This is a genomic window from Paenibacillus sp. FSL W7-1088, from assembly GCF_037969855.1.
Classification (GTDB): domain Bacteria; phylum Bacillota; class Bacilli; order Paenibacillales; family Paenibacillaceae; genus Paenibacillus.
On the sequence record NZ_CP150216.1, the window covers coordinates 2,131,591 to 2,145,574 of the forward strand.

The 13,984-nt window shown below is 47.3% G+C and carries 10 protein-coding genes; 8 read left to right on the forward strand and 2 right to left on the reverse strand.

Features of this window, described 5'->3' with window-relative positions:
- Positions 1-87 precede the first annotated feature (87 nt).
- Positions 88-1,749, forward strand: a complete 1,662-nt coding sequence (locus tag MKY42_RS09860; protein WP_339852827.1) for an ABC transporter substrate-binding protein — start codon at positions 88-90, stop codon at positions 1,747-1,749.
- Positions 1,750-2,047: 298 nt separating this feature from the next.
- Positions 2,048-4,519 (forward strand): EAL domain-containing protein, encoded by a 2,472-nt coding sequence (locus MKY42_RS09865; RefSeq protein ID WP_339850687.1) that lies wholly within the window; start codon positions 2,048-2,050, stop codon positions 4,517-4,519.
- Between the two features lie 66 nt (positions 4,520-4,585).
- Here the strand turns inward: MKY42_RS09865 and MKY42_RS09870 are convergent, their stop codons facing one another.
- Together MKY42_RS09870 and yhbH are read right to left on the reverse strand one after the other, a co-directional pair.
- Complete coding sequence (locus MKY42_RS09870) at positions 4,586-6,025, reverse strand: SpoVR family protein (RefSeq protein ID WP_090895280.1); 1,440 nt, start codon at positions 6,023-6,025, stop codon at positions 4,586-4,588.
- Positions 6,022-7,188 (reverse strand): sporulation protein YhbH, encoded by a 1,167-nt coding sequence (yhbH, locus tag MKY42_RS09875; RefSeq protein WP_090895282.1) that lies wholly within the window; start codon positions 7,186-7,188, stop codon positions 6,022-6,024. Before yhbH ends, MKY42_RS09870 begins: the two co-directional genes overlap by 4 nt.
- 265 nt (positions 7,189-7,453) lie before the next feature.
- On the opposite strand from yhbH, the gene MKY42_RS09880 reads away from it, so the two are divergent.
- The 6 genes from MKY42_RS09880 to MKY42_RS09905 all read left to right on the forward strand — a co-directional run bounded on the left by MKY42_RS09880 (position 7,454) and on the right by MKY42_RS09905 (position 13,980).
- Complete coding sequence (locus MKY42_RS09880) at positions 7,454-8,797, forward strand: MFS transporter (protein ID WP_090895285.1); 1,344 nt, start codon at positions 7,454-7,456, stop codon at positions 8,795-8,797.
- Between the two features lie 381 nt (positions 8,798-9,178).
- Positions 9,179-10,447 carry a sulfotransferase gene (locus MKY42_RS09885; RefSeq protein WP_339850691.1) on the forward strand — a complete coding sequence of 423 codons (1,269 nt, stop codon included), beginning with the start codon at positions 9,179-9,181 and terminating at the stop codon, positions 10,445-10,447.
- Positions 10,444-12,375: an asparagine synthase-related protein gene (locus MKY42_RS09890; RefSeq protein WP_339850693.1), complete on the forward strand. Its 1,932-nt coding sequence runs from the start codon at positions 10,444-10,446 to the stop codon at positions 12,373-12,375. Before MKY42_RS09885 ends, MKY42_RS09890 begins: the two co-directional genes overlap by 4 nt.
- 82 nt (positions 12,376-12,457) lie before the next feature.
- A complete protein-coding gene (locus tag MKY42_RS09895) occupies positions 12,458-12,592 on the forward strand; it encodes a paeninodin family lasso peptide (RefSeq protein ID WP_143067051.1) in 135 nt (44 codons plus the stop codon).
- Positions 12,593-12,736: 144 nt separating this feature from the next.
- Positions 12,737-13,684 (forward strand): aldolase, encoded by a 948-nt coding sequence (locus MKY42_RS09900; protein ID WP_339850695.1) that lies wholly within the window; start codon positions 12,737-12,739, stop codon positions 13,682-13,684.
- A complete protein-coding gene (locus MKY42_RS09905) occupies positions 13,681-13,980 on the forward strand; it encodes a lasso peptide biosynthesis PqqD family chaperone (RefSeq protein WP_090895296.1) in 300 nt (99 codons plus the stop codon). Before MKY42_RS09900 ends, MKY42_RS09905 begins: the two co-directional genes overlap by 4 nt.
- The last annotated feature ends 4 nt before the right edge of the window (positions 13,981-13,984 follow it).

Genomic DNA, 13,984 nt, shown 5'->3' on the forward strand with positions numbered 1-13,984 from the left:
GGTAAACAAAGTTCGTCATCCACCTTATAATGAAAGTGCTTACATTAGTGGAGGGAGAAGGAGGGTGCGTTCATATTGGTTAATCACATGCTGAAGCGCTGGCTGCCGGCAGTATTAGCTTTAACCATGGTGACGGCTTGTTCCTGGGGAGGAAGTGAGATTAAACCGGAAGCCGGAGCACGGGGAGACGGCAAAGTAAGCACAGAGAAAGTAACATTCTCGTATTTTAAAGCGGGTTCAGGCAAGGATATCAATACAAATGAAACCACAATCGGTAAAAAGCTGGAGGAACAAACGGGGGTTAATTTCAAAATTGAATACCTTGTGGGTGATATTAATACCAAAATCGGAACGATGATTGCGAGTAATAAATACCCGGATGTGATGGTGCCTGACGGGGCTATTGACAAAATCGTGGCTGCCGGTGCATTTATTCCTCTCAACGATCTGATTGATCAGTATGGCCCGAACATTAAACGGGTGTATGAGCCGTACTACAATCTGATGAAAGAGGAAGACGGCAACATTTATTTTCTGCCAATGAGCGCTGTAGTTGGAGACTATCTGCCTAATCCCAATGTGGATCAAGGGGCCTTCTGGATACAGCGGCGTGTATTGAAGGAGGCTGGATATCCAAAGATCACCACACTGGATGAATACATGGCTCTGATTAAACAATACGCTGACAAACACAACGATGAAGGATTGACTGGATTTCTGTCATTGACGTATGATGATAAATTTTTTACGATCACTAACCCGGCCATGCATCTTGCAGGTTATCCGAATGATGGAGCCATTATGGTGGATACGCAGACACAGGAAGCCAGGGATTATGGGATGACCGAAGAGACCAAACGCTGGATGCAGAAGCTGAATGAAATGAATTCATTGGGGCTGTTCGATAAGTCCTCCTTTGTCGACAACTATGACCAGTATCTTGCGAAAGTGACCAGTGGAAAAGTGCTTGGATTCTTTGATTATGCCTGGCAGGTCGGGCAGGAAATGAACGATTTGAAGGAAGCGGGCAACGACGATTTGCGTTATATGGCACTGCCTATTGTATACAACGCAAACACCAAGGATCAGTATACTGATCCACCAAGCTTTGTTAATAACAGGGGGGTTGGCATTACCGTAAGCGCGGAAGACCCGGTCCGTATCATTCAATTCTTCGATAACCTGTTAACGGATGAGAATCAGATTCTGTCCAATTGGGGGATCGAAGGAGAAACCTACGAAGTGGATGACAAGGGGCGGTTTACGCGCTCACCAGAAATGATCCGGAAAACGGACTCAGATGAGTTCCGACAATCATTCGGATTCAAATATTTTGAGTACAGCTGGCCGCGTTACGGTAATGGATCGACTCTGCCTGACGGTAATTCTGTCGGTGTAGAGCGTCAGCCCGAAGTTGCCCAATTCTCTTATACGGATGGAGATAAGCTTATTCTGGAAAAGTATGGTGTAGAGACGTTCTCCCAACTGTTTGCTGCGCCGGATGAACGTCCATGGTACCCGGCTTGGAGCATTGCTTTTGATCAAGGTTCCCCAGCCTATATCTATGGGCAGAAACGTACGGATTTACAAAAGAAATATATGCCTAAACTGGTCCTCTCCAGTCCAACTGAGTTTAACAAGGTCTGGGATGAATATGTGGAAGAATTCAATAAGCTCGATGTGAAGGGCTATGAGCAGACGATGACCAACGAAGTTCGCAAGAAGGCGAAACTGGTTCAAGGCGAATAAGGTATTCGAGGAAAGGATGAAGGGGGAGATAAACACCTCCAAGGTGCATAGTGAATGGGAATTTGGGGATTTTAAACATTCGTTTTATCTGGAAAAAAGTGTTGATTTTCAAGCCTGGGACGTTTAGACTATATACATCATATTAACGGGTTAAAGATGTATGACTTTGGCTTTATAACAAGTCGGTGGTCTCCAGACAAATGATGTGGAGGGAGTGCCTGTCATCCAGACAGCGCACTCGCTTTTTTTTACATTTTGCATACATACAAGGCATTTCCCGGTTGAAAGGACAAAGTGAGTGGATCACCTACATGGAACGTACAACTTAGAACTGGTTATTTTATCTTACATTATTGCAGCGTTGGCTTCTTATGCAGCGCTTGACCTTGCGGGCCGGGTAAGTCTGGCTAAAGGCATGTCCCGAAATGTCTGGCTTACCTGCGGCGCAGTCTCTATGGGTTTGGGAATTTGGTCCATGCATTTTGTGGGCATGCTGGCCTTTGTTCTTCCCATGCATGTGTCGTACTCCACAGATGAGGTCTTTCTATCCGTTCTACTTGCAATCATTGCATCTGGTGTGGCGTTAAATCTTGCAGGTCAGCAGTCAGGTAAAATAAGCAGGCTCCTGATCGCAGGAGTTCTCATGACCGCAGGCATTAGCAGTATGCATTACATCGGAATGGCGGCCATGTCGGTTACCATCACATATGAACCAGGCATAGTGGTCTTATCCATCCTGATCGCAGCTTTAGCTTCATTTGCTGCCTTGTGGCTCATGTTTTTCTTCCGGCAGCATCAGTCACGTTATACATGGGTGTACAAGCTGGGCAGCGGACTCATTATGGGGCTGGGCATCTCGGGCATGCATTATACAGGGATGTCAGCAGCACAATTTCATCATGCACATGATGCAATGGCTGGTTCGGGGATGCAGATTGAACCTTCACTTCTCGCATATCTGATCGCTGCGGGTACTTTTATTGCCTTGGGGTTAACCTTGTTCGGAATCTTTATTAATCAGCGCCTATCTCAGAAGGATCGCCGGATTCATGAAAATGAACAGTGGTATCAGGCCCTGTACGAAAACCATTCAGATGCCATTATTTCGGTAGATAAGCAAGGGGCTATCAAGGGAATTAATGCTGCAGTCACACGTATTACAGGGTACCCGGAAAGAGAGATCATTCATCGTTCTATTGATGAGATTTCACAGCATATTGATATTTATTGGACAAGTGAAATGCAGCATGTGGTGTGGGATGATCATAGCCGTGAGCAGCAGCATTTCATGGGCAAAATGAAAAACGTTCAAGGTAATCATCTTGACCTAAGTATCTCTGTAGTACCTGTTCTAATTGATGGTAAACATCAAGGAAGCCACATTCTGATCAAAGACGTCACCGAGGAGAAACAGGCTCAGGAGAGCATCCGCCATCAGGCTCTGCATGATCCGCTGACCGGGCTTCCCAATCGACGCAAGCTGGATGATGTGCTGGAGAGTACGATCGCGGCTTCTGGGGTAACAGGAAGTTCATTTGCGGTTATGGTGATGGATATCGACCGTTTCAAAATGATTAATGACTCCCTGGGACATTCCATTGGAGATGTGTTTCTTCGAGAAGTGAGCAGTAGAATTATGAGTGCAATCCAGGATTCAGACCCAAATGCGACGGATAATGTCATGCTTGCTCGTATGGGGGGCGATGAATTCACACTGGTTGTTACGAATGAGCAGGGGAATGAAGAACGGGTGGCCGAACTGGCAGAACGGATTGTTCGAGCGATTCAGCTACCTTATCGGTTAAAAGAAAACGACTTTTACGTCACAGCCAGTATTGGGATCGCGATGTATCCGTACCATGGAACTGGAGCGGATGCGTTGTTGAAGCATGCGGATTCGGCCATGTATGAAGTCAAGAAAAACGGCAAGAACGGTTTTCAGTTTTTTACGGCCCAACTGGATTCGGAGCTGTATGAACGAATAGAACTGGAAGGGTATTTGCGCAAAGCACTGGAACGGGATGAACTGGTCCTGTATTATCAACCTCAGATACGTACCGAAGACAGCCGTATGATTGGCGTAGAGGCCTTGATTCGCTGGAATCATCCGGACAAGGGTGTTCTGTCTCCAAATGTGTTCATTCCACTAGCTGAGGAGACAGGCTTGATCTATGAGATCGGGAACTGGACACTGCGTGAAGCGTGCAGACAGATGAAGCTTTGGCATGCCAGTGGCGGACCGCTCATTCCGGTATCCGTGAACTTGTCGAGTCAGCAGTTTCATCAATCCAACCTGGTGGAGCAGGTCAAAAACGCACTTACGGAGACGGGGCTCGATGCCCGCTATCTTGAATTGGAGATTACAGAGAGCATGATGATGGATGCATCCGTATCCACAGGTATTCTGAATGAACTTACAGCGCTTGGGGTCAAAATCAGCCTGGATGATTTCGGAACAGGATATAGCTCGCTGAGTTATTTGAAGCATTTTCCAATTCATAAGCTGAAGATTGATCGTTCGTTCGTGACGGATATTACGGAGAGCCGAAGTGACCAGGCCATTGTGGCCACGATCATATCGATGGCTCAGAATCTGAAGATGGAAGTGATCGCGGAAGGGATTGAGACGAAAGGGCAGCTGGATATTCTGATGCAAAATGATTGCCACGAAATTCAGGGATATTATTTCAGCCGTCCATTGCCAGCAAGCGAAGTGGAGCATGACTTTTTTGTGCCGCTGCGGCTGCATGGAGCTCCGTCGATTCTCTAAGTTCACTAAAATGCCAAGCGGCAAGTCCCCGCCATATGTCAGGGACTTGCCGCTTTTTTTGTATTCTTAGGTTAAAAACTTGCGGTGGTGCTTCTTGCCATCATAGGTGAACCAGATCGGTTTATCTTCCACCCGTGTTTCCACATGGACGGTACGCCCCCAAAGGCGGTACAGATAAGGAAGGGTCCGTTCCATATATTTCAGATCCAGCTCGATACCCTCATATTGATGCTTGAGCACGAGTTCTCCTGTGCGCAGGTAATCGGCGTCCTGAACGACGAGGTACGGAGAACCACCGTTGATGCGTGAAAATACAAGCTGATCCCGTATGTTTTGCCAGGACTTGTCGGTAATTTTCCAGTCCGGGCCCTTTTTCTCGAATACATAGAGGTCGAGGTCTTCGGTTAATTGTTTGGTCATGTAATTGCGGATAAAGGAGGTATCAGAATCGAATTCGCGCACCTCAAACATTTTGGCACGACCCTGCCCAGGTTGACGCCCAAAACGTTCTCTTTCTTCCCGGGAAGGGTTATCCCAGCGACGTTCAATATCTTCGAATATTTTCAGCCCTAAATAGTAGGGATTCAAACTTTGCTTGGATGGCTGCACGACGGAAGAGTTCAGTTTAGCAAATTCAATCGTATCCTCACTGTTCAGATCCAGCTCCCGTATAATACGTTGATGCCAGTAGGAAGCCCAGCCTTCATTCATAATCTTCGTTTCCATCTGCGGCCAGAAATAGAGCATTTCCTCACGCATCATACTCATAATATCCCGCTGCCAATCGGTCAACACTTCAGAGAATTCCTGGATAAACCACATAATATCCTTTTCCGGTTCTGGCGGGAAGTGATGCACCTGTATTCCCTCCGCAGGTGTTTCCTCGGTCTGGATATCATCAAGGGACCACAAGTCATCATAGCGACCTTCGGGCCGTGGCGTTTTCTCTCCACGCTGCTCCCGCATTTTCATCTCCATATAACGTTGTTTGTCCAAATGACGGGGTTTGATCAACTGTGGATCGACATGTTCCTGAATCGCAATAACGGCATCAATGAATGCTTCAACGGCCTCTGTACCATATTCCATCTCATAGTTGCTGATCCGGTCAGCGGTCGCTGCCATGCTCTCCACCATATTGCGATTCGACTTGGAGAAGCGAGCATTGTTTTTGAAAAAATCGCAGTGAGCCAGCACGTGTGCGACAATAAGCTTGTTCTGGATCAGCGAGTTACCATCCAGCAGGAAGGCGTAACAAGGGTTGGAATTGATGACGAGCTCATAAATTTTACTGAGTCCAAAATCATATTGCATCTTCATTTTATGAAAAGTCTTCCCGAAGCTCCAGTGGCTGAACCGGGTCGGCATACCATACGCGCCAAAGGTATAGATGATATCGGCAGGGCATATTTCATAACGCATCGGATAATAATCCAGGCCGAATCCATCGGCTACTTCCATAATCTCGGCAATGGCGTATTCAAGGTCGCGGATTTCATCTGTCATCTTACGATGCCTCCTTCCCGCTTCTGGAAAAAGCTGCGCAAAGCTTTGTACACTTCGCCTTTTTCTTTGATCACATAATACATGAACTGATCGATCTTGATATGACGATAGGCGGACATGAGTGTGCTGCTGCGGTTGTACTGATTCACCTCGCCATAGCCAAACATGTTGCTGCGCTTCATCAGCTCACCAATCAGCTTGACACACCGCTCGTTATCCGAGGTCAGGTTATCCCCGTCCGAGAAGTGGAAAGGGTAGATGTTGAAGCTGGAAGGCGGATAACGGCTATCGATAATTTCCAGTGCCTTCATATATACAGAGGAGCAGATGGTGCCTCCGCTTTCGCCGCGGGTGAAGAATTCCTCCTCGGTTACTTCCTTGGCTTCGGTATGATGGGCGAGGAAAACAATCTCGACCTTCTCATACTGACGGCGGAGGAAACGGGTCATCCAGAAGAAAAAGCTGCGTGCGCAATATTTCTCAAAGGAGCCCATAGACCCGGAAGTGTCCATCATGGCGATAATGACTGCATTGGACTGTGGAATGATTTTATCTTCCCACGTCTTGTAACGCAGATCATCGGGACTGATATGGTGAATACCCGGATTGCCGGTAGTGGCGTTGCGGCGCAAGTTCTCCAATATGGTGCGTTTCTTGTCAATATTGGATTGCATGCCTTTTTTGCGAATATCGTTGAATACCACTGTATGTGTCTCAATCTGATCCTTGTCTTTTTGCTTGAGATCCGGAAGCTCCAGTTCCGCAAAAAGCATATCTTCCAATTCCTCGATGCTCACCTCGGCTTCAACAATGTCATGCCCGGGTTGATCTCCGGCCTTTTCACCTTTGCCCGGCTTCTTCGAAGCGGGATCACGACCGATGACATCCCCGACCTGACTATCACCGTCTCCCTGCCCCACATGTTTTTGCTTTTGGTAGTTATACACAAAACGGTACTCATCCAGACTGCGGATTGGTACCTTAATGATTTGTTGTCCGTCGGACATAATGATGTTTTCTTCAGTAATCAAATCAGGCAGATTCTGCTTGATGACATCTTTAACCTTTTGCTGATGGCGTTGCTGGTCCTGGTACCCTTTGCGGTGAAGCGACCAATCTTCCCGGGATACGACGAACGAGTAAGGCTGGTGTGAATTTGACATGTAGGCACCCCCCATTGATTACGCGGCACAGTTTGGCCTGTCGGTAATTAAGTATATTCACGGGCGGGGACGATATGTGATGCATGAGTAGATAAAATGATACAATTACGCGAGTTTCCCTTCCGGGATCAACTAAAATTGTACAGATCGTCCGGAACTTTTTTACAGAAACGATGAACAAGCGTGACGAACTTCCTTTACAATAGGGACAAGGTGTTTACTTGGCATCTCTCAGAGAGGGATGTGTGCAAAGGAAGGATACCATTTGGATAAACGGGCAGTTAAGGCATGGATTATGTATGATTGGGCCAACTCGGCTTATGCGACGACGGTACTTGCAGCCGTTCTTCCCGTCTTCTACGCTTCCGTTGCTGCAGCTACACTGGATACAGATACCGCCGCATCCTATCTGGCATACACCCATTCCATCGGGATGTTATGTGTAGCGCTGCTGACTCCTTTGCTGGGGACATTAGCGGATTTATCGGGACGTAAAGGTGATTTTCTGCGAGTATTCTCCATCATTGGCATCGTTGCAACACTCGGATTCAGCTTCATTGGAGAGGGAGACTGGCTGCTCGCTTCTGCACTGCTGGTTATTTCGACGATCGGTTTTGCGGGTGGTAACACGTTCTATGATGCAATGCTGCCTGATCTGGTATCAGCTGATCGAAGAGATATGGTCTCCTCCAAAGGCTATGCCTATGGTTATATTGGTGGGGGATTGCTGCTTGCGGTCAATATGCTGATGATTCAGCAGCCTGGGTGGTTTGGGATGGGAAGTACACTTGCGGGAACAAGACTTGCTTTCATCTCCGTTGCATTGTGGTGGCTGTTGTTCTCCATTCCGTTATTTCGCCATGCGCCGCGCCGTCCAGCAGCACCGGATATGCCCAAGTCATGGAAAGCATATGCCGGTGTGGGTGTACGCAGACTTGGCCAAACCTTTCGCCAGATCCGGCGTTTTCCCCAGTTGATGCGCATGCTGGTTGCTTTCTGGTTTTTCAATGACGGCATTAACACGATTATCCTGATGGCGACGATCTATGGAACAAGCATTGGGATCGGAACAGCAGATCTAATGCTGGCCTTGTTGTTAACCCAATTTATCGGGTTCCCTTGCACATTGCTGCTGGGGGCATGGGCACAGCGTTGGGGCGCGAAGCAGGTGTTGATGGTAAGCTTGTCCATTTACATATGCATCGTCATCTTGGGGTATTTTATGACATCAGCCATCCATTTTTATCTGCTCGCTGGCCTGGTTGGCGTAGTGCAGGGAGTAAGTCAATCGACAGCGCGCTCCTTGTTCAGTAACTTGATGCCTGCTGGCAGAACTGGAGAATATTTTGGATTTGTGAATATTACAGGCAAATTTTCTTCCATTTTTGGGCCGTTCGTATTTGGTTGGGTGGGCCAATTAACAGGGTCCACCCGGTGGGGAATTCTGTCTCTAATTTTCTTTTTTGCAGCCGGGATTGCCGTGTTATTGACGGTTAAAGTGCAGCAGGGCATGTCGGATGCGATTCAGGTAGATCAGGAAGAAGAGCAGCAGGGCTGGAAGCATCATCCCATTTCGGGGAAAGGCTCAGAGGCAAGATCAACTGGATGAGTGGTTATTAACTTTTATAACTAATGTTCATTATTAATAATAGTAGCTCCGTGGGCCTGTTTATTCATAAACTGCTCTGGAGCTTTTTCCTGTTTATGCAACAGTTACAAATGTTGACGATCATAGAATATGTATAGGTGCTTAAACGACAGAGAACAGAATAGAGTGGATAGAAAGATATTATGAAAAGGTGAAAATAAAAGATTGACATGATACATTTTGTATCATAGAGTAAAAGCATGAATACATAACGTATCTAAAGATTGTCGAAAGTACATCATCCATTTTACCTATTCTCGTATGGGGATATTAGCGAGTATTGATATAAAGACCTATACCAACTGTCATGCTTATTTTAATTTTACAGAGGAGAGGCTGCCATTGGTAGATGTTCATGGTAACGGACTTGTCTTACTCCTATGTGTACCTCGCAGTGGAAGTTCGCTATCCACCGTGATGCTGCAAAATCACAGCCGTGTATTTGCTACACAGGAGATGTGGTTTCTGATGAATCTTGTAGATTTAAAGATGGCTGATTCCCGCCCCTATGGCGGAAGTGCAATCATCCGTCAGTTTTACAGCGCTATGGTATCAGACGAAGGTTTTGAGAAGGCGTGCAGAAGCTTTGCTCTTGAAATATATAACGGATTTCTGGAGGGAAGCGGGGCAGACTTCATCGTAGATAAATCTCCTCGTTACTATTATATGCTGGAATGGCTTGATCGCCTGTTTCCACAGTCCAAGCGCATTCATCTCCAGCGTAACCCCCTTGCCATAGCTGCTTCCTACAAAAAGGTAAACCGCCATACAGGAGAAGGGTTCGAACTGATTGGCAGCTTGCAGAGTCCGAACCTTAATATGAAAGCAGTTGATCTCACGCTGGGTGTGCTCCGTTTGAATGATTATTTTGCGGACAAACACGTGAATGCCTATGAAGTTCAGTACGAACAACTTGTCTCCAACCCTCGGGACGAAATGGAAAAGCTCTGCGCTTTTCTTGGCATCGGATATGAAGAGGGGATAGAGCAATATGGACGCTTTGTGGATAGCACAAAGTCGAATATGTTCTATAGTATGGGTGTCGGCGATCCATTTCTATCTTCGCATCAGGAAGCTCATAAGGATTCTGTTAACAACTGGAAAAAAATACTCGATCCACAGGAAGTTGAATTGTATTGCCGGGTGATGGGCGCAGATCTGTTTCATCGGATGGGCTACAGTGAACAGCTCGAAGAAGCTGAGCAATGGACGGGTGTACGTTACGAAGCTGACCCGGATGAGGAAGTCATATCTAGGCTCACGCGTCAATTCTCCGAAGCAACGGGCAGCAGCTGGCAGCAAGGTTATCGGATGCAGCCTGTAGACCTAGCGAGCAATACTCCAGATGGAAACAGGGATAATCAAGCAGCGAATGAACCGGCTGCGACTGACCCGACACTGGCCGCTCTGGCCACGATCAGGCAGTTGGAAGCCGCGCTGCGTGCAGCCGATAATCGACTGGAGCGTGGGTACAATGAGCGGGAACGATTGAAGGTACAGCTTGCCTCTGCTCACAGCAAGATTCAGCGTATCAAATCCTTGATTCCGTTTGGTAACCAGATAAGCGCCTGGGCATCACAGCGCAAGATACTCCGGGGAGGAAAGTCATGAGCGCTATAGCAGGAATTGTTCATACCGATGGTCAGCAAGCGTTATGGGAGGATAGTTGGCGCCTATATGCCAGTCTGGGCCACGTTCCAGCGGATACAACAGGGGTCTGGAAAGGCAATGAAGCCTTTCTGAGTTGCCACGCCCAATGGATTACCCCGGAATCGGTCAGCGAGCACTTGCCTTTGTATGATGAAGTGAGCGGTCTGACCATCACAGCGGATGCCATTTTGGATAATCGGGAACAGCTGGCAGATCAACTGTCCATATCGAGAGCGGAGTTAGCTGGATTGTCAGATAGTGAACTGATCCTGCGAGCCTATCAGCGGTGGGATGAACATGTGGCCGAGAAGCTGCTCGGTGATTTTGCCTTCGCAATCTGGGATGATCGCAAACGCAGACTCTTCGCTGCCAGAGATATTACGGGCATGAGATCCTTTTATTTTCGGCATGATGGTAAGCGGTTTGCCTTCTGTACCTTAATGAATCCATTGCTGCAGTTGGAAGGTGTACATAAAGAACTGGATGAAATCTGGTTGTCCGAATTTCTTGCCATTCCCGATATGCATGACTCGGCAGATATCCATTCAACCGTCTATCGCGGAGTGAGCCAACTACCCCCTGCTCATACGCTCAGCTTCAGGGATGGAAGGCTTGAACGAAAACAATACCATCGTTGGGACGAAGTGGAGCCTCTAAAACTCAAGTCCGACGGGGAATATATAGAAGCATTCCGTGAGGTATTTGGTCAAGCTGTTGGATCACGTTTGCGAACGCATCGACAGGTGGCTGCTGCTTTAAGCGGAGGACTGGATTCTGGGGCTGTGGTTGGATATGCATCAGGAACACTGCGGAGTCAAGGGAAAACGTTAAATGCGTACAGCTATGTTCCGGTGTCTGATTTTACGGATTATACATCGAAAACACTGCTAGCAGATGAACGACCGTTTATCCAGTCTACGGTTAATCATGTTGGTAATATCACGGAGAATTATCTTGATTTTGAGGGGAGAAGCCCACTTAGTGAGGTAGACACCTGGCTTGATATTATGGAAATGCCTTATAAATACTTCGAGAACTCCTTCTGGATTCGTGGCTTCTATGAAAAAGCGAGCCAGCAGGATGCAGGTATTCTATTGACGGGAGCGCGGGGCAACTTCACGGTCTCCTGGGGCCCAGCACTAGATTATTACGCCAGTTTGCTGAAAAGCGGACGTTGGTTCCGTTGGCTCCGGGAAATGCAGCAGTACAGTGAACGCACCGGGATGAAGTTCTCACGAATTGCCAAAATTACGGGGCGTAAAGCGTATCCGGAATTATTCAAATCCATGGCAAAGGGAGCTGCCCAAGCCGCATCGGTGCAATTAATCCATCCGGAGTTTGCTAGGCGAACAGGGGTATTGGAACGGCTCAAATCAATTATCGTTCTGCAAGGCGGTGCTCAGGCAGATGCACTCAAAGTACGGGCAGAGAAATTCAACAACCTGGCCATTGCGAACAAAAATGGTGCTGTCGCCACCAAATGCTCTCTTCGTTATCGGGCGTGGGAGCGTGATCCTACGAGTGACGCCAGAGTGATCCGTTTCTGTCTGTCCGTACCGATTGAACAATATGTTAATCAAGGGACAGACCGTGCTTTGATTCGGCGGGCTACATCACCTGAGCTGCCTGACAAAGTGAGGTTAAACCAGCGAGTGCGCGGTGTTCAGCCCGCGGATTGGTTGCACCGCATGATTCCCAATTGGGGCGATTTTACTGCCGAATTGCGTGTGTTATGTTCTGACAGCCGGGTCGCTGGCATATTGAACACAGAGCGTATCCAATCGGCACTGTCCAAATTTCCTAATCCCCGGCCTGAGCTTGCTTCCCACCCGGACTTGCGTTTGATGATGCATAGCCTGATCGTATATCGATTCATACAAAATTTTTGATCTTGCCAGTGGATGATTGATATGAACTGGAGTAAAGGTTCACTATTCTGTTGACTCATGAAGGGAGGTGAATACAATGCAAATGCAAAAGAAAGAATGGCAAGCACCAGCACTGGAAGTGTTGGAAGTGAACCAAACCATGGCGGGAACAGGTTACAGACAAATTGACTGGGTAACTGTTCACGATGCTGACCTTTACGATCCGTCTACTTCCTAAGTTATTAAGCTTTAACCTGTGCCATTATACTTAAAGGGCGGAAAGGCAACAAATCCATCTTTTCGCCTCCGCCCTTATATTTGAGCATGATGAATATAAGGGCTTTTTTATTTACATGAAGATTTGCAAAGGAGGAGTCATTCATTGTTGCCTGTGCAGTATGAAGCTTATGGCTTGCGTTGGGTGAGCCAATTTCCATTGCCCGAACTCCAAATCGTACAAGGCGGTGCAGATTTAGATACCTCTACTGTTGATGTACACATCCAGATAGCTGATTTAAAAACACGTTGGAACGAGTGGGACGTGGGGAGAGACAACTTTGTTGCCCGGGATGGAAGTCTTTTTTTTCGAATTGAGGATATCGGTCTTTTTTTTATGGAACAGGGAAATAGAATCATAGTATCTCCTGAACCGGGAGCTGACAATAAAAAGGTACGATTATTTATTCTGGGCACATGTATGGCCGTCATTATGATGCAACGCAGCATTTTGCCTCTACATGGAAGTGCAGTGGTCATTGATGGCTGGGCATATGCATTTGTAGGACATTCAGGTGCAGGCAAATCCACATTGTCCGCAGCACTTGCTTCGCGTGGTTATCCGCTCTTGACGGATGATGTTGTGGCACTGACGTGGGATGCAGGTGGTAGAGCGATTGTATCGCCCGGGTATCCGCAGCAAAAGTTGTGGCAGCCCAGCCTGGACGGATTCGGGATGAAGGAACAGGATTATGCAACCGTGCATGCGGAGATTACGAAATATGCGATTCCTGTCCAGCACTATTTTCATGATAGATCTGTTCCGCTTGCTGCTGTATTTGAGCTTGATCCAAAGCCGGAGGAAGTACAAATACCCGTTCAACTGATGGAAGTTGCCGGATTGGAACGCTTGCATATGCTTTGTTCTCATACCTTCCGGAGTGGGCTTGTCTCCAGACAAGGTCTGGCGCAGTGGCTATTTGCGACGGTTTCACGTTTGTCCGCAAGTATCGAAGTCTTCAGAATCACAAGATCAGGACCTGATTTTACTGCATTTGAGATGGCAGACCGGATTATCGATCATGTACGTAAAGGAGTGTATACAGGACAATGACTACAACTAAACCAATGAATGGCGAAGATCGTGTAATGCGAAAGGAAGGCAACCTAGTCAGTGACATGGGCGGAGAGAAAGTCATGATGAGCATTCATACCGGAAAGTACTATAACCTGGGCAGCACTGGTGGACGCATCTGGGATCTGCTGAGTGAGGAACAAACTCTGGCTGCGTTGGTAGAGGTGTTAGCCTCTGAATATGATATTGAACCAGCATTATGCCAAGATCAGGTTGTGCAATTTCTTGATCATCTGACACAAGAAGGTTTAATTGAAGTTACCCGCGGAGAATAGAGCC

Bases quoted from the DNA above. Each gene is read 5' to 3' on its own strand.
- MKY42_RS09860 (WP_339852827.1), top strand. From the start codon at position 88: ATGCTGAAGCGCTGGCTGCCGGCAGTATTAGCTTTAACCATGGTGACG.
- MKY42_RS09870 (WP_090895280.1), bottom strand. From the start codon at position 6,025: ATGACAGATGAAATCCGCGACCTTGAATACGCCATTGCCGAGATTATG.
- yhbH (WP_090895282.1), bottom strand. From the start codon at position 7,188: ATGTCAAATTCACACCAGCCTTACTCGTTCGTCGTATCCCGGGAAGAT.
- MKY42_RS09890 (WP_339850693.1), top strand. From the start codon at position 10,444: ATGAGCGCTATAGCAGGAATTGTTCATACCGATGGTCAGCAAGCGTTA.
- MKY42_RS09895 (WP_143067051.1), top strand. From the start codon at position 12,458: ATGCAAAAGAAAGAATGGCAAGCACCAGCACTGGAAGTGTTGGAAGTG.
- MKY42_RS09905 (WP_090895296.1), top strand. From the start codon at position 13,681: ATGACTACAACTAAACCAATGAATGGCGAAGATCGTGTAATGCGAAAG.